This window comes from Lentzea sp. NPDC055074 (genome assembly GCF_053608005.1).
The window spans coordinates 187,291-203,213 of the sequence record NZ_JBSGUQ010000012.1; the positions used below are offsets into that span (position 1 = coordinate 187,291).

Consider the following 15,923-nt stretch of genomic DNA (forward strand, 5'->3'; position numbering starts at 1 on the left):
GGCCGGTGCGAAAGATCCTGGTCATCGGCATCGGCGCGGGCAACCCCGACCACCTGACGGTGCAGGCCGTCAAGGCGTTGCAGACGGTCGACGTGTACTTCGTGCTGGACAAGGGTTCGGTGAAGCAGGAGCTCGTCGACCTGCGCGCGTCGATCCTCACCGAGCACGTGACGCGCCCGTACCGCTGGGTCGAGGGCCGGGACCCGGACCGCGACCGCACCCCCGCCGACTACCAGGCGACGATCGACGCGTGGCGCCGCGACCGCGCCGACGTCGTCCAGGGCCTGTTCTCCGAACTGGGCGAGGACGAGGTCGGGGCGTTCCTGGTGTGGGGCGACCCGTCGCTCTACGACTCGACGCTCGCGATCCTCGACGACCTGCTGGCGCGCGGCGAGTCGTTCTCCGTCGAGGTCATCCCGGGCGTCACGTCGGTGGCCGCGCTGACCGCCGGGCACCGCGTGGCGCTGAACCAGGTCGGCAAGCCGGTGCAGATCACGACCGGCCGCCGCCTGGCCGCCGGGTGGCCGTCCGATGTGGACGACGTGGCCGTGATGCTGGACGCGTCGTACTCGTTCGAGGGCGTGGACCCGGACACGTGGATCTACTGGGGCGCCTACCTCGGGATGCCGGACGAGATCCTGGTGTCGGGGCGGGTCGGGGACGTGGCGGCGGAGATCCGCGCCGTGCGCTCGGAGGCCCGTGAGCGCAAGGGCTGGATCATGGACACCTACCTGCTGCGCCGCCCCTGATCACTCCGCGATCAGCCGCTCGACGGAGCGGACGACGAGGTCCCTGTTCGCGTGCGGGGTGCTGAAGGCCAGGATCGACATGTGCACGACCAGGTCCAGCAGGTCCGTGGCGTTGAACGCGGCGGTGATCTTGCCTTCCATCTGGGCCTGGGCGACGGCCTCGACCTTGTGCCGGTGCGCCTCGGCCTCTGACTCCGGAACGGAGTCGAAGCCGTTCTCCAGCCGGTGGTACGCGGCGAGCCTCAACAGCTTGGGCTCCTCCAGGTACGCGTCGAACAACCGGCCCGCGTAGCCAGGCAGGTCGTCGGGCGTGATCGGCACGGACTGGACGACCCGGTCGATCTGGATCTTCAGCAGCTCGCCGAACAGGCCTTCCTTGCTGCCGAAGTAGGCGTAGATCATCGCCTTGTTGCACCCGGCCTTGGCCGCGATGCGGTCGACCCGCGCGCCGGCGATGCCGTACTCCGCGAACTCGTCGAGCGCGGCGTCCAGCAACTTGGCCTTGGTCGCTTCCTTGTCCCTCACCACACCCCCATCCTAACCAACCGGTTGGTTCTAGCAACCAACCGTTTAGTTGACAGGTCGCCACGGGCGTGGTTGTCTGGAGTTAGCAACCAAACAGTTAGTTAATCCAGCCAACCAGCTAGTGGGGAGCGGGACATGAAGGTCGCACTGGTCACGGGAGCGTCGTCGGGCATCGGCGAGTCGACGGCGGTCGAGCTGCACAGGGCCGGGTACACGGTCTACGCGGCGGCGCGCCGGGTGCAGCGGATGGAGGGGCTCGCCGCACTGGGCATCCGGGTGCTGGAGATGGACGTGACGCGGGACGAGTCGATGGTCGAGGGCGTCAAGAAGGTCGTCGCCGAGGCCGGACGGATCGACGTGCTCGTCAACAACGCCGGCTACGGGTCGTACGGCGCCGTCGAGGACGTGCCGCTGGACGAGGCGCGCTACCAGTTCGAGGTCAACGTGTTCGGGCTCGCGCGGCTGGTCCAGCTGGTGTCACCGCACATGCGGGAGGCCGGGCGCGGGAAGATCATCAACGTCTCGTCGATCGGCGGGCGGATCTACGAGCCGCTCGGGGCCTGGTACCACTCGACGAAGTTCGCGGTGGAGGGGTTGAGCGACTCGCTGCGGCTCGAGCTGAAGCCGTTCGGGATCGACGTCGTGGTGATCCAGCCCGGCGGCATCAAGACCGAGTGGGGCGGGATCGCGGTCGAGAACCTGAAGAAGACGTCCGGCGGCGGGGCCTACGCGGGGCAGGTCAAGCAGTTGTCCGGGTTCTTCTCGCAGATGGAGCGCGCGAGCGAGCCCAAGGTGATCGCGGACGTCATCGTGAAGGCGGCGCAGGCTCGCAGGCCGCGCACGAGGTACGCGGCGGGGTTCGGTGCGCGGCCGATCCTGTTCGCCCGCCGGGTGCTGTCCGACCGGGCGTTCGACGCCGTTTTCCTCGGGGCGATGCGCCGGTTCGCCTAAGCCGGGTTCCTCCCTTCTGACCAGGTACCTTCGGTTCAGAACCACGGAGGGGAATCGCGTGCACGAGGGGCTGTCGCCGGAGGCCGAGAAGCTCTATCTGGCGCTGCTGCGCGGAGACGTCGCCGAGTCCGGCCCGGCGCACGAGGAGCTCGAACGACTCGGGCTGATCAGGAACAACGACGTGCGCCCGCCGCGGTCGGCGCTGGCCGCGATCGCGTCGGGGCACGAGGCCGCGGCCGTGCGGGCCAGGGAGACAGCCGAGGTCCTGGCCGCCGCCTACGCCGAGCGCGGCGCGAAGGAGGTCGACTTCGTCGAGGTCCTCAAGGAGGCCGACGAGGTGATCAGCGCGTTCGAGGAGATGCAGAGCCAGGCCAAGTCGGAGATCCGGGCGCTCGACCCCGGTTCGTACCTGAGCCCGCAGCCGGAGGCGAGTCCCGCGCAGCCGCCCGCGTTGCTGCGCGGTGTCGGCTACCGGGTCGTGTACGAGTCGGCGTTGCTGCAGACCGAACGAGGGTTCGCGTCGGTGCAGGAGAGCATCGCGGTGGGCGAGCAGGCGCGGACGTTCCCCGGCGTGCCGCTCAAGCTCGTGATCGCCGACTCGGACCGGGCGCTGATCGCGGTGCCGACCGTGACCGGCGGGAACGTGGTCGCACTCCTCATTCACCCGTCCGTGCTACTGAGCGCGTTGATCGAGTTGTTCGAGGCTTTCTGGCGGATGGCGGTGTCGATCACGCCCGGCGGCCAGGAGGACACCCAGGAGGAGCCGACCACGGCGACCCGGCGGTTGATGGCGCTGCTCAGCGCCGGTCTGACGGACGAGTCGATCGCGCGCGAGCTCGGCGTCAGCGAACGCACGGTGCACCGCCGGGTGAGCCGGCTGCAGCAGTTGCTGGGGGCGCAGACCCGGTTCCAGCTCGGAGTGCAGGCGTCACGGCGGGGTTGGCTCTAGTCACCCTCAGCAATTGAGACATGGATCTTCATCACTCTGTGAACACGATTGGTGACGGTTTCCAGACATGGCGACTTTCTGCCATCACCCAGGAGTGTTAAACGGAGTTTTTTCCTTTCTCCTCTGTTGCAAGCGCGGTCTCACCCAGGCCGTGCGGGGGCAGGAAGGGATCCACAGTGAGGAAGTACTTCAGAGGCGGCATCGCCGCGGTCACAGGGGCGTTGATCGCGACGAGCATCGTGCTCACGCCGGCGGCCGGCGCGGCCGCCAAGCAGGACCCGGACACGCAGGCGCTCGCCGGCGCGCTCGCGACGCAGAAGGTCACCTGGGAGGAGTGCACCTTCCCCGGCGTCGCACCGGAGACCGTCGCGAAGTTCAAGACCGTCAAGGGCCTCGCCTGCGCGACCGTCCAGGTCCCGCGCGACTGGCACAACCCGGCTGACGGCAACACGATCGGCATCCGCGTCTCGAAGACCGAGACCGCCTACAAGGGCACCAGCCGTCAGGGCATCGCGCTGGTCAACCCCGGTGGCCCCGGCGGCTCCGGCCTGCCGTGGGGCGCGGCGATGGCGCTGCGCGCCCCGGTCCTCGCGGGCCAGTACGACTTCATCGGCTTCGACCCGCGCGGTGTCGGCCTCTCCACGCCGCTCACCTGCAGCTACACCGTGCCGACCAGCACCGACATCAACGTGATCAACAAGGCGAAGGTGGACGGCTGCCGCGCCAACCCGCTGACGCCGTTCATCACGACCGAGCAGACCGCGTACGACATGGACTTCATCCGCGTCATCCTCGGCGAGAAGAAGACCTCGTACATCGGCTACTCCTACGGCACGTGGCTCGGCACCTGGTACGCCTCCACGTTCCCGAGCAAGGCGCACCGCTTCCTGCTCGACTCGGCCGTCGACGCCTCGCAGACGACCCTCGAGAACACCTGGGACCTGCAGCCGCGCACGCGCGACCGCCAGTTCCAGGAGGCGCTGCTCCCGTACATGGCGCGCAACGACGCCGAGTACGGCCAGGGCACCGACCCGATGGAGATCCGCCGCAACTGGGAGAAGGTCGGCGGCACCCGTGAGTTCGTGGGTCAGCTGTTCGTCGCGTGGTTCGTGATCCCGGCCATGTACGACACGACCCAGTACCCGACCGCCGCCGCCGCGGTGTCCGCCGTGATCGGCACGCCGGCCACCGGCACCGACTCGGAGAAGGTCGAGCAGATCGTCGCGAAGATGCTGACGATCCCGGGCCTGTCCGCCGAGAACAAGGCGTTCATCGCGAAGGCCAAGGACAACGCGCTCGCCGCCATCGCCAAGAAGGAGCGCGTCGCGGTCAAGACCACGACCGCCGCCGCCGAGGTCGAGACCTGGGACGCGACGTTCGAGGCCATCCGCTGCCAGGACGGTCAGTGGAACCAGAACCTGCACTACTGGAACTACTGGCTCGCCGACCTGACCGTGAACGCGCCGTTCATCGCGCCGTTCATGAGCACCCCGCTGTGCGCCTACTGGCCGACGAAGAACGCGATGCCGAAGCCGGACAAGAAGACGTTCCCGCGTCTGCTGGTCGCGCAGTCCGAGCTCGACGCCGCCACCGCCTACGAGGGTGGCCTCGCCACCGCGAAGGCGCTGCCGAACGCCAAGATGATCAGCGTCGACAACGAGGGCTCGCACGGCCTGTTCCCGTACAACACGGACTGCGTCGACGACCCGATCACGTTCTACTTCCAGACCGGTGCGACCCCGCGCAAGCAGTTCACCGGTTGCCAGGCGCTCCCGCTGCCCGGTGAGGACAAGACGTTCGACGTCGGCGGCAAGCTGACCAACGGCAAGGTGAAGATCAAGATGATCACGCCTGCCGTGAAGGAGGCCAACAAGATCGTCAAGGACCTGCTGAGCGGGTCTTCGACGGCGGCGGCCGACGAGTCGGGCATGCCGGCGAACCTGTAACACCCTGTGAGCTGCGGCCCCTGGCGCACTGCGCCGGGGGCCGTTTCCATGCGCGGGTTCGGTGCGGCGCCAACGGGTCGGACAGTCTTGGCAACGACCTGACCGGGCAACACTGCCGCGTATGTGACTGGGGAAAGCGACTTTCCCAGCGGCGCGGGTTTCCTAGCGCTGCCACCACTTCTTGCGCACCACGTCGACGATCACGCAGGTGATGTTGTCCGGCCCGCCGTTGCCGTTCGCCAGCGCGATCAGCTGCCACGCGGCCTCCGTGCCGTCCTCAGTGGACAGCAGGATCTCGTGCACGTCGTCCAGATCCGTGTAGTCGGTGAGACCGTCGCTGCACAGCAGGTACCGATCCTCGATCTTCGCCTGGTGCCACGTGAGGTCCGGGTCGTGCGAGTTGCCGGACTGCAGGGCCCGCAGGACGTACGCGCGGCGCGGGTGGTCGCGGGCCTCCTCCGGCGTCATGCGACCGGCGTCCACCAGGGCCTGGACCATGGTGTGGTCGTGGGAGATCTGGCGGAGCTCGCCCTCCCTGAGCACGTACGCGCGGGAGTCGCCGATGTGCGCCAGCTGGAAGGCGAGGCCCTCCCAGCGGATGGCGGTCAGTGTCGTGCCTGCGCCTTGAGGTGTCTCGGCGTCCAGCCTGCGGGCTATCTCGGCCACGGCCGGACCCAGGTCGCCCTCCCAGGTCGCCAGGACGTTCACCGCGAGTGCGCTGGCCACTTCGCCGTGCTCGTGGCCGCCCATGCCGTCCGCCACGGCCTGCAGGTCCGCGCGGACGTAGACCGAGTCCTCGTTGTGCTCGCGGACGAGCCCAGGATCGGTCGCCACGGCGATGCGCAGCTCGTGTGTCATATCTCCAGTAGACCAGTTGTGAAGTGAGTTCACAAGCAATACGGTTGTGAACCATGGATGAGACGGTCAACGCCGGTGACATCGCTCGCCTCGCCGATGTGGGGCGGGCGGCCGTGTCGAACTGGCGGCGCCGGTTCGAGGACTTCCCGTCGCCGGTCGGCGGGACGGCCTCCAGTCCGTTGTACCTGTTGCGCGACGTCGAGGCGTGGCTGCGGAACAACGGGAAGCCGTTCCTGGTCTCGCCGGCCGAGCGGTTGTGGACCCAGCTGCGCACCCACGACGACCTGAAGCTCGGCGAGGCGCTGGCCGGGGTCGAGGCCGACGCGCAGACGTTCGAGTTCCTGCACGAGCGGTACCTGGAGGCCCACTCGCGGCTGCTGAACCCCACTCCGCCCGAGGTCGTCGAGGTCGTCCTGGCCACGACGGACGGCGACACGGTGATCGACCCGGCGTGCGGCACGGGGAGTCTGCTGAAGGCTTCCAAGGCGCGCAACAAGATCGGGCAGGAGCTCGATCCCGTGTCCGCGGTCATCGCACGGCGCCGGATGCCGCAGGCGCAGATCTTCACCGGCGACTCGTTGCGGCACAACGGCGTGCAGGAGAAGGCGGACGCGGTGGTGTGCGATCCGCCGTGGCACGACCGAACGTGGGGGCACGAGGAACTGGTCGGCGACGCCCGCTGGACCTACGGGCTGCCCCCGCGCGGCGAACCGGAGCTGGCGTGGCTGCAGCACTGCCTGTCGCTGGCGAAGCCCGGCGGTCTCGTCGCGATCCTCCTGCCGTCGGCGGCGGCGTCGCGCAGACCGGGCAAACGCATCCGCGGCAACCTCCTGCGCGCCGGGGCCATCAGGGCCGTGATGACCGTGCAGCCAGGACGCGACCTGTGGCTGCTGCGCAACCCCGTCGGCCGCGCGCCCGAGCACATCGCGCTGCTCGACTCCCCCGGACCGCTCGACCCGAACACGCGCGTCATCGACCTGCTGGACGACGACGTCGACCTCAGCCCGTCGAGCCGCAGCGGCGCCGACGCGTCCGCCTACCTCGCGGCCCAGCCGACGTTCGCCCTGCCCGCGCTGCCTGAGCTGCGCGAACAGGCCGCTCCCCCGATGACCACGATCGGCGAACTGGTCCGCGCGGCACCCGGCGACCACGTCGTCACGTCCCCCACCGGCGCGACGTACGAGATCGACCCGAGCAAGGTCGACCCGGACTTCCTCGAGGGCGTGCTGCGCGCCGCGTTCGCCCGGACCCCGACGGGATCGACCCGGCTCGACGTGCGCCGCACCCAGGTCCCATCGCTGCCCGTCGATGGGCAACGGCGCTACGGACAGGCGTTCGTGCAGCTCAAGGCGCTCGAAGCGGGCTTGGACGAGGCCGCGGGACTGGTTCGCCTCGGCTACCACGGACTTCTCAACGGGCAGATCAAGCCGGCGTGACGGCAGTTAGGCTTCGCGGGTGCTGATCGCCGACCGCTACGAGATCGACGACCTGCCGCTGGGGCGGGGCGGCATGGGTGCCGTGCACAAGGGCAGGGACCTGCGCCTGGATCGCCGCGTCGCGGTCAAGCTGCTGCGCCTGCCCGGCAGCGACGACGAGGTGGCGCAACGGTTCGCGCGCGAGGCCAGGATCGTCGCCAGGCTGGAGCACCCCGGCGTTCCCGTCCTGTACGACTACGGGACGTTCGAGCAGCGCCTCTTCCAGGTCATGCAGTTCGTCGACGGCGTCACGATCGACGAGCTCGTCGGCGAGTTCGGCCCGCTGCCCGAGGCGTGGGCCGCGAACATCGCCGCGCAGACGGCGGCGGTCCTGGCCGCCGCGCACGAAGAGGGCATCTGCCACCGGGATCTCAAGCCCACCAACCTGATGCTGTGCCCGGACGGCGCGGTGAAGGTGCTCGACTTCGGCCTGGCGCTGCTCAAGGAGAGCGACGTCGCGCCGTTCAGCCGAGCGGGTCAGATCCTCGGCACGCCGAGCTACATGGCGCCGGAACAGATCCAGCGCGGCACCGCCGAACCCCGCAGCGACCTGTACGCGCTGGGCTGCGTGCTGCACGAGATGCTGACGGGCGCACAACTCTTCACCGGCCCGACGGCCTACGCGGTGTTCGACAAGCACGTCAAGGAGGCGCCGAGACCGGTCCCCGGCGCGCTGGACCCGTTGGTGCAACGGTTGCTGGCCAAGGACCCGGGCGGACGTCCGGCGACGGCGCTGGAGGTTTTCGAGGCCCTGCAAGGGTGTGCGCAGGACCCACCGGCGCTGCCCGGTTTCGTGCGGGACGGCTCGACGGCGATGTACTCGAGCGTGCAGGTCAGGCCGGGATTCGGTTCACCTCGTGATCACCGGTCGCCCACAGGTGCTGCACCGCGTACGCACGCCACGGCCGCCACGCCTCCGCACGCCTGACGAGCGCCGCGGGCGTCGACGGCAGGCCCAGGGCCTCTGCGGCCAAACGGATTCCGAGATCGGTCGGCAGGAACGCGTCGTCGTCGCCCAAAGAGCGCATCAGGATCGACTCGACGGTCCACGGCCCGAAGCCCGGCAACGCCAGGAGCGCTTCCCTCGCGACGGCCCGGTCCGCGCCGGGCGACAGGTCCAAACCGGACTCCAGCGCACCCAGCAACGCGGCCATCGTGCGACGGCGCGACTCCGGCATCGCCAGCGCGCTCACGTCGAACGAGTGCGGGAACAGGAACAGGTCTCCGACCGGCGTGCCGTGAGCGGCCACGAGCCGTGCGGCGTGCGTACGCGCGGCTTTCGTGGACACCTGCTGCCCCAGCACGGCCCGAATGGCGAACTCGGCCCCGTCGACCGTGCGCGGCACACGTCGTCCGGGAGCGGCCGAAACCAACGGCTCCAAAAGCGGATCCGCGGACAACGCAGCATCCACCACGAATGGATCGGCGTCGAGGTCGAGCAGAAACCGGCAGAGGTCTAGAGCACTGGCCAAATCGCGAGCGTCGGACAGTTCCAGCGTGCAGGCGATGTGATCTGTGAACGGCCGCAAAGACGCGATGCCGAAACCGCAAGGAAGTCGCAAGGTTCGCCGGTAGACACCGTCGCGCCACTCCTCCACTCCGGGCACGGCGGTGGCGATGAGGTGGCCGAACAGGTTGTCGGGACACAGAGGTGCTTGAAAGGGCAACCGTTCCGAGAACGTGCTCAGTTGCATGCCTGCCAGCATGACGCCATTCCAACCGAGACGCTGGCGGGAAAGCGACATCATTCCGGACGGGGCCAACCGGGTGACCTGCTTCGCGGCGCGAAAATCCGTGGCTAGGCTGACCGTCGCGCCGTTGCAACAGATGTCAGTTCAGCATGGAAGGGCGGCGTCGCGTGCGATGAGAGCGGCTTGGACGCGGTTGTCGCACCGAAGTTTCGTCAGCAGTCGGCTGACGTGGGCCTTGATAGCCCCTTCTGAGAGGTACATGAGCCGTGCGATCCGTGCATTCGCCATGCCCTGCGCCAGGTACACCAACACTTCTTGCTCTCGCCGAGTGAGCAGCCCGATGCGGCTGCGCGCGGCGTCGCGACGTTCCGAGTCGGCGCCGGTGAAGTGGTCGATCAACGCACGCGTCGCGGACGGCGAGAGGATCGCTTCTCCGGCGGCCACGGCGCGCACGGCCTTCACGAGCGCGTCCGGTTCGCCGTTCTTGAACAGGAACCCGGCCGCGCCCGCGCGCAACGCGGGGAAGAGCATCTCCTCGGTCTGCGGCGTGCACAGCATGATCACCTGCGTGCCCGGCACGTGCCTGCGCACCATCCGGACCGCCGCGAGCCCCTCCATGCCGGGCATGGAGGCGTCCATCAGCAGGACCTGCGGACGCTGGCGCCGCGCGAGCTCGAGCGCCCCGCCGCCGTCGCCGGCCTCGCCGACGACCACGACGTTGCCGGAGCGTTCCAGCAGACCGCGGACTCCCGTGCGGATCAGGACCTCGTCGTCGGCGATGCCGACGGTGATCGTGCGCGGTTTGTCCACCAGTTGCAGACCTGCGCTCGCCCACGAGGTGCTCGTCGTCAACGTCATGCGCACTCCCTGTCAGACCGGACCAGTCACCAGTTTGTTTCCGAACGAGGGCTACCGGAAGGTAGGCATAACGAGCAGGTTGCGAACCGTCTCACGCACACGGAGCCGTAACGGGTTGCACACCCCGGCTCACCACCCGCCACCTGCGAGAACGCCGCACCGAGACAAGAACGACCTGCCGTTACGGCTTGAGGAGAAGGACTCATGACAAGCAACGGGCGTTGTGCGCTGTGCGACGGCACGATGCCGCCCGCCACCTCCGAGCAACGCAGGTCCTACTGCTCCAACGCATGCCGCCAACGGGCCTACCGCCGCCGGGTCACGGTGTCCGCGACAGCCCCTGCCACCAGGCAGAACGTCCGCGTGCTCTCGAACCTGCCCGCTGCCCGCGACACGTTCGTCGGCCGCCAGCAGGAGCTGTCGAAGCTCGACCAGCTGTTGCGCAGGCATCGTCTCGTTACGCTCGTCGGCGGTGCGGGTGCGGGCAAGACGAGGCTCGCGCTGGAGGCCGCCGGCCGGTTGCGGCGCGGACGGACCGACCGGGTGCTCCTGGTCGCGCTGGGCGAGATCACCGCTTCCCGAGACGTCATGCCGGCCCTCGCTGACGCGCTCGGAGTGACCGCGGTGACCGACGAGCCGTTGCGCGACACCGTGGTCGAGACGCTCGTGAACATGAAGGTGGTCCTGGTCCTCGACAACTGCGAGCACCTCCTCGACACGTGCGCCGAGCTCACCGACATGCTCCTCAACCGCTGCCCCGGCATCCGCGTGCTCGCGACCTCACGCGAGGCCCTGTGGATCACCGGTGAGGTCAGCTTCCACGTCGAGGGGCTGCCCGTCCCGTCGACGGACCGGGACCTGGTGACGACGGCGGCACCGCGGTCCGAGGCCGTGAAGCTGTTCGTGGACAGGGCCCGCGAGCGCAAGCCCGACTTCCGCCTGACCCTCGACAACACGGCCGCCGTCGCGTTGCTGTGCGCACGGCTGGAGGGCATGCCGCTCGCCATCGAGCTCGCGGCGCGCTGGGTGCAGTTGCTGCCGGTCGCGGACATCTGCGACCGCATGGACGAGCCGCTGGAGCTGCTGACGCTGGGCTGCCGCAAGTCCCCGTCACGCCAGAGCTCGTTGCGCGAGGCCATCGACTGGAGCTACCAGCTGCTGCAGCCGGACGAGCAGTTCGCGTTGCGGCGCCTGTCGGTCTTCGACGGCGGTTTCGACCTGGCCGCGGCCAACGAGGTCTGCTCGTCGGAACGCTCCGCGGAACCGGTGCTGGACGTGCTGTCGCGGCTGCAGGCGAAGTCGTTGCTGACGGCCATCCCCGGCACGACGCGGTTCCGGCAGCTGGAGACGATCCGGCTGCACGCCAGGGAGAAGCTGCTGGCGGCCGGCGAGCTGGACGTCGCCTACGAGGCACTGGCCCGCTGGTTCACGGACCTGTCGGACGTGCTGCTCACCGCACCGCTGTCGATGTCCGCGGACGTGCAGCGCAAGCTCGACAACCACGTCGACAGCCTCCTCGGCACCGTCGAGTGGGCGGCCGACCGCGGTGACGAACGCCTGCTGCTGCTCACGTCGGCACTGGCGGACTGCGCCGCTCGCCGCGGCCGGTTCGGGCAGGCGCGGGTGATGCTGCGGGACGCGCTGCGCAGGCCTTCCGCGCGCGACGACTACCGCTGCGTGGCCCTGAACCACGCCGCCCGGTTCGCCGCCGAGCAGGGCGACCACGACGAGGCCGTGGAGCTGTCGAGCGAGGCGTCGCGGCTGGTGCCGGACAGCTCGACGGCGCTGGTCATGAGCTGCCGCAACACGCTCGCGGCGGTCCAGCAGTCCTCCGGCGAGTGGGAGGCGTCCGACGCCAGCAGCACCGAGTGCCTCCGTGTCGCCGAGTTGCTGGGCGAGCCCCTTGCCCGTGCGACGGCATTGGTCGATGTGGCACGCACGGCGTTGTCGCTGGGCAAGCACGAACGCGCCGAGAAGAACGTCATGTCCGCGTTGCCCATCTCGCGCGCGTCGGGCGTTCCCGCGCGCATTGCTTCGGCGTTGAGTACGCGCGGTGCCGTCGCGTTGGTGCAGGGCGACCTGGACGAGGCCACGCACGCCTTCCAGGAGGCGTTGCGCATGGACGGCCTCAACCCGCTGACGGCCCCGGACGCGCTCGAGGGTCTGGCCGTGGTCGCGTCGACCCGCGGACAGGCCGAGCGCGCGCTACGGCTGGAAGCGACCGGACGAGCCATGCGTCGCTCTGTCGGCGTGGTGCCGAACCCGTTCTGGGCGGAGAAGGTGGCCGGGGCCATGCGCACCGCACGGCTGATGCTCTCCGTCGCGCGCGCAGAGGCCGCCTCCACGCCGTTGACCGCTGCGGAGACCGAGGCGTTCATCCAGGACGAGGTGTGGCTGGACCGCACGGAGGCCGCGTTCGACTCGCTCGACGACCACGAACGGCGCGTGATCGCGCTGCTCACGAGTGGGCTGACGAACCAGCAGATCGCGAACCGCCTTAACGTCTCCGTGCGCACGGTGGCCTCGCGGCTGCTGCGGCTGCGCGACAAGCTCGGCCTGCAGAGCCGCGAGGACATAGCCGCGTGGGGTGCGGAACGCGCTATCGGCTGAGCGCGTAGACGTCGACCCACAACCGGCAGATCTCCTTGGCGGCCACGACCGCGTCGGACGCCGTGCACGCCGCCAGCCCGAGCACCTCGGCGTCGCGGGCCGTCGTGGCGTTGGGGATCGCGAGCACGGTCATGCCGGCCGCGTGCGCCGAGCGGATGCCGGAACCCGAGTCCTCGACGGCTAGGCAGTTCGCGGGATCGAGCCCGAGTTTGCGCGCGGCGAGCAGGTACGGGTCGGGCGCGGGTTTGCCGTTCACGACGTCGTCACCGGTCACGATGGCCTCAACGTGCCGCCGCAACCCGGACGCGGACGCCGCGGCGCGCACGTAGCGTCGCGGCGACGCCGACACCAGCCCGACCGGCCCCAGTTCCGCGGCCAGGGCGACGAGCTCCGCCGCACCGGGCATCATCCCGAAGGCGCCGCGCGCGATCGCGTCCACCATGCCGTCCACGCACTCCGACGACGCGCGCTCGGGCGTGAGCCCCTGGCACCGTTCAGCGAGGTAGCCGCTCCAGGTCGACGTGCCCTGCATCGCGGCCCAGTCGGCAGGCGTCCAGCGGTAGTCGTGGCGGGCGGCGACGGCCCCGATCACCTGGTTCCACGTCCCGGCGCTGTCGACGAGGGTGTCGTCGAGGTCGAAGACGGTCGCGAGCAGCGTCACAGCGCCACCACGCTCTCCGGCACGAAGGCCGCGATCTGCTCGATGGACACGAGCTTGAGCGCGTGCTCGTCCGCGAACGCCCTGAGCCGCGGGAACCTGGCGACGCCCCCGTCCTCGTCGCACACCTCGCTGATCACGGCGACGGGAGCCTTCCCCGCGAGCCGCATCAGGTCGACCGCCGCCTCGGTGTGCCCGCGCCGTTCGGCGAGACCGCCTGCCCTGGCGCGCAACGGGAACACGTGCCCCGGCCGGCGCACGTCCCCAGGCGTGCTCGCGGGGTCGGCGAGGACGCAGAGCGTGCGTGCGCGGTCAGCGGCGGAGATGCCGGACTCAATGCCGTGCGTGCTGTCGGCCGACACCGTGTACGCGGTGCCCTCGGGGTCTTCGTTGTCCTGGACCATCAACGGCAACCGCATCCGGTCGGCGACCTCGGGCGCCATCGGCGCGCAGACCAGGCCGCTCGTGTGCCGCACGTAGAACGCCAGTGCCTGCGGGGTCGCGTGCTCCGCCGCCATGACCAGGTCGCCCTCGTTCTCGCGGTCCTCGTCGTCGACCACGATCACGGGGCGGCCGGCGCGCAGGTCGGCCAGCGCGGCGGAGACCGAGTCGAGGCCTGGTGTTCGTTTTGCCTGTTCAGGAACGCTGAAGGTCACTCCGCCATCGTCGGCGCGGGAGGGGTGGGGGTGCGCGGCGGACCAGACGGTTTGACCCGAACGTGCGAACTTGGGATCAAGCACCGCGTCACCGCGCGCGCACCCACGCGACAGGGAAACGCTTTGGCATGGAACGAAGTCCGGTCGACTGTCCTCTTTGTGCAGTCGCTCCGGCGGGACCGGGCCGGCGGGCGGTCGTCTCGCAACCCCGCCAATGGTTAACCAACTAGCCCGAAACAGGACGTCCCGACCTCACTAAACCGTTTTCGAACTGCTCCATTCGAGTGACGGCAGAGGTCTAGACCTTGACCTTCGAGTGGTCTAAACCACATCGTTCCGGTACCCCCTGCGACTGAGGAGACCGATGTCCAAGTTCCGATGGCATCTAGCTGCTCTCTTCGCGGCAGTCGCCGCGATGGTCCTCGGAGTCGTCGTCGTGCCCGCTGCTAGCGGCGCCGGTGGCGTATCCGCCACGTTCTCCAAGGGTTCGGACTGGGGAACGGGCTTCGAGGGCAAGTACACGATCAAGAACAACAGCACGTCGGCCCTGACGTCGTGGACCGTCGAGTTCACGATGCCGGCCAACCACAAGGTCACGTCGCTGTGGGACGGCTCGTACACCACGAGCGGTCAGACCGTCACGGTCAAGAACACCTGGAACGGCAGCATCGGTGTCGGCGGGTCGGTGAGCTTCGGCTTCAACGGCTCCTACTCCGGCACGTTCGGTGCGCCGACCAACTGCAAGCTCAACGGTGGCTCGTGCGAGGCCGGCGGGACCAACCCGACGACCACCACGACGACGTCGACCACGACCACGACCACCACGACGACGACCGGCCCGCCCCCGCCTCCGGGGAAGATCAACCTGGGCTACTTCGCGGAGTGGGGTGTCTACCCGGCGCGCAACTACCAGGTGAAGAACATCGACACCTCGGGTTCGGCGTCGAAGCTCACGCACATCAACTACTCGTTCGGCAACGTGGTCGGCGGCAAGTGCACCATCGGCGAGACCTTCCCCGCCATCGAGAAGTCGATGACGGCGGCGGAGAGCGTCGACGGCGTCGCTGACACCTGGGACGCGCCGGTGCGCGGCAACTTCAACCAGCTGCTCAAGCTGAAGAAGAAGTACCCGAACCTCAAGGTGCTCTACTCCTTCGGTGGCTGGACCTGGTCCGGCGGCTTCGGTGAGGCGTCGCGCAACCTGCCTGCGTTCGTCGACTCCTGCTACAACCTGCTGAAGGACCCGCGTTGGGCCGGTCTGTTCGACGGCATCGACATCGACTGGGAGTACCCGAACGCGTGTGGCCTGTCGTGCGACACGAGCGGCCCGGCCGCGTTCGCGAACATGGCGCAGGCGCTGCGCAACAAGTTCGGCCAGAACTTCCTCGTCACCGCGGCCATCACGGCTGACGGTTCGGCCGGTGGCAAGATCGACGCCGCTGACTACGGTCCCGCGTCGCAGTACCTCGACTGGTACAACGTCATGACGTACGACTACTTCGGTGCGTGGGCGGCTCAGGGCCCGACGGCTCCGCACTCCCCGCTCACGTCGTACAGCGGCATCCCGACCGCCGGCTTCAACTCCGAGGCCGCGATCTCGAAGCTGCGCTCCAAGGGCGTTCCCGCCAGCAAGCTCCTGCTCGGCATCGGCTTCTACGGCCGCGGCTGGACGGGCGTGACGCAGGCTGCCCCCGGTGGCACGGCGACCGGTCCGGCTCCGGGCACGTTCGAGGCGGGCATCGAGGACTACAAGGTCCTGAAGACGAAGTGTCCCGCCACCGGCACCATCGCCGGTACGGCCTACGCGTTCTGCAACGGCCAGTGGTGGAGCTACGACACTCCGCAGACGATCACCAGCAAGATCCAGTGGGCACGCAGCCAGGGCCTCGGCGGCGCGTTCTTCTGGGAGCTCACGGGTGACACCGCGAACGGTGAGTTGATCACAGCGATGAAGAACGCCCTCGGGTAGTCCTTCACAACGCCGGGAGGGGAGCTGG

The 15,923-nt window shown here is 69.2% G+C and carries 14 protein-coding genes; 8 read left to right on the top strand and 6 right to left on the bottom strand.

Going from position 1 to position 15,923, the window contains the following annotated elements; translation table 11 throughout:
* Positions 1-5 precede the first annotated feature (5 nt).
* Positions 6-749, top strand: coding sequence for a precorrin-6A synthase (deacetylating) (gene cobF / locus ACWF7A_RS26375; RefSeq protein WP_452253167.1), 744 nt, complete (start codon positions 6-8; stop codon positions 747-749).
* Here cobF and ACWF7A_RS26380 read toward each other — a convergent pair whose 3' ends face one another.
* Entirely contained in the window at positions 750-1,274 is a 525-nt protein-coding gene (locus tag ACWF7A_RS26380; RefSeq protein WP_452253168.1) for a TetR family transcriptional regulator, read from the bottom strand.
* 135 nt (positions 1,275-1,409) lie between these two features.
* On the opposite strand from ACWF7A_RS26380, the gene ACWF7A_RS26385 reads away from it, so the two are divergent.
* The 3 genes from ACWF7A_RS26385 (at position 1,410) to ACWF7A_RS26395 (ending at position 5,120) form a co-directional block, all read left to right on the top strand.
* Positions 1,410-2,225, top strand: a complete 816-nt coding sequence (locus tag ACWF7A_RS26385) for an oxidoreductase (protein ID WP_452253169.1) — start codon at positions 1,410-1,412, stop codon at positions 2,223-2,225.
* A 58-nt stretch (positions 2,226-2,283) separates the two neighbouring features.
* The gene (locus ACWF7A_RS26390; RefSeq protein WP_452253170.1) at positions 2,284-3,174 is read left to right on the top strand and encodes a helix-turn-helix transcriptional regulator; all 891 of its coding nucleotides are present in this window, start codon (positions 2,284-2,286) and stop codon (positions 3,172-3,174) included.
* 176 nt (positions 3,175-3,350) lie between these two features.
* Positions 3,351-5,120 (top strand): alpha/beta hydrolase, encoded by a 1,770-nt coding sequence (locus ACWF7A_RS26395; protein ID WP_452253171.1) that lies wholly within the window; start codon positions 3,351-3,353, stop codon positions 5,118-5,120.
* Between the two features lie 162 nt (positions 5,121-5,282).
* Here ACWF7A_RS26395 and ACWF7A_RS26400 read toward each other — a convergent pair whose 3' ends face one another.
* Entirely contained in the window at positions 5,283-5,978 is a 696-nt protein-coding gene (locus ACWF7A_RS26400) for a PP2C family protein-serine/threonine phosphatase (RefSeq protein WP_452253172.1), read from the bottom strand.
* Positions 5,979-6,031: 53 nt separating this feature from the next.
* Between ACWF7A_RS26400 and ACWF7A_RS26405 the strand changes: the two genes are divergently transcribed.
* Complete coding sequence (locus ACWF7A_RS26405; protein WP_452253173.1) at positions 6,032-7,414, top strand: HsdM family class I SAM-dependent methyltransferase; 1,383 nt, start codon at positions 6,032-6,034, stop codon at positions 7,412-7,414.
* 19 nt (positions 7,415-7,433) lie between these two features.
* Positions 7,434-8,381: a serine/threonine-protein kinase gene (locus ACWF7A_RS26410; protein ID WP_452253174.1), complete on the top strand. Its 948-nt coding sequence runs from the start codon at positions 7,434-7,436 to the stop codon at positions 8,379-8,381.
* On the opposite strand, the gene ACWF7A_RS26415 is transcribed toward ACWF7A_RS26410, so the two are convergent.
* Both ACWF7A_RS26415 and ACWF7A_RS26420 read right to left on the bottom strand, forming a co-directional pair.
* Positions 8,287-9,147: a DNA-3-methyladenine glycosylase family protein gene (locus ACWF7A_RS26415; RefSeq protein ID WP_452253175.1), complete on the bottom strand. Its 861-nt coding sequence runs from the start codon at positions 9,145-9,147 to the stop codon at positions 8,287-8,289. The two genes, ACWF7A_RS26410 and ACWF7A_RS26415, sit on opposite strands and share 95 nt — an antisense overlap.
* Positions 9,148-9,288: 141 nt before the next feature.
* The gene (locus tag ACWF7A_RS26420) at positions 9,289-10,002 is read right to left on the bottom strand and encodes a response regulator (RefSeq protein WP_452253176.1); all 714 of its coding nucleotides are present in this window, start codon (positions 10,000-10,002) and stop codon (positions 9,289-9,291) included.
* Between the two features lie 204 nt (positions 10,003-10,206).
* Here ACWF7A_RS26420 and ACWF7A_RS26425 point away from each other — a divergent pair, with 204 nt between their 5' ends.
* Positions 10,207-12,612, top strand: coding sequence for an ATP-binding protein (locus tag ACWF7A_RS26425; protein WP_452253177.1), 2,406 nt, complete (start codon positions 10,207-10,209; stop codon positions 12,610-12,612).
* Here the strand turns inward: ACWF7A_RS26425 and ACWF7A_RS26430 are convergent.
* Positions 12,602-13,273 (bottom strand): HAD family hydrolase, encoded by a 672-nt coding sequence (locus ACWF7A_RS26430; RefSeq protein WP_452253178.1) that lies wholly within the window; start codon positions 13,271-13,273, stop codon positions 12,602-12,604. The genes ACWF7A_RS26425 and ACWF7A_RS26430 overlap by 11 nt on opposite strands.
* Positions 13,270-13,926, bottom strand: coding sequence for a 3,4-dihydroxy-2-butanone-4-phosphate synthase (gene ribB / locus ACWF7A_RS26435; RefSeq protein WP_452253179.1), 657 nt, complete (start codon positions 13,924-13,926; stop codon positions 13,270-13,272). Before ribB ends, ACWF7A_RS26430 begins: the two co-directional genes overlap by 4 nt.
* A gap of 364 nt (positions 13,927-14,290) precedes the next feature.
* On the opposite strand from ribB, the gene ACWF7A_RS26440 reads away from it, so the two are divergent.
* Positions 14,291-15,895 carry a glycosyl hydrolase family 18 protein gene (locus ACWF7A_RS26440; RefSeq protein ID WP_452253180.1) on the top strand — a complete coding sequence of 535 codons (1,605 nt, stop codon included), beginning with the start codon at positions 14,291-14,293 and terminating at the stop codon, positions 15,893-15,895.
* The last annotated feature ends 28 nt before the right edge of the window (positions 15,896-15,923 follow it).

Bases quoted from the DNA above. Each gene is read 5' to 3' on its own strand.
- ACWF7A_RS26425 (WP_452253177.1), top strand. From the start codon at position 10,207: ATGACAAGCAACGGGCGTTGTGCGCTGTGCGACGGCACGATGCCGCCC.
- ACWF7A_RS26420 (WP_452253176.1), bottom strand. From the start codon at position 10,002: ATGACGTTGACGACGAGCACCTCGTGGGCGAGCGCAGGTCTGCAACTG.
- ACWF7A_RS26400 (WP_452253172.1), bottom strand. From the start codon at position 5,978: ATGACACACGAGCTGCGCATCGCCGTGGCGACCGATCCTGGGCTCGTC.
- ACWF7A_RS26385 (WP_452253169.1), top strand. From the start codon at position 1,410: ATGAAGGTCGCACTGGTCACGGGAGCGTCGTCGGGCATCGGCGAGTCG.
- ACWF7A_RS26415 (WP_452253175.1), bottom strand. From the start codon at position 9,147: ATGCAACTGAGCACGTTCTCGGAACGGTTGCCCTTTCAAGCACCTCTG.
- ACWF7A_RS26440 (WP_452253180.1), top strand. From the start codon at position 14,291: ATGTCCAAGTTCCGATGGCATCTAGCTGCTCTCTTCGCGGCAGTCGCC.
- ACWF7A_RS26405 (WP_452253173.1), top strand. From the start codon at position 6,032: ATGGATGAGACGGTCAACGCCGGTGACATCGCTCGCCTCGCCGATGTG.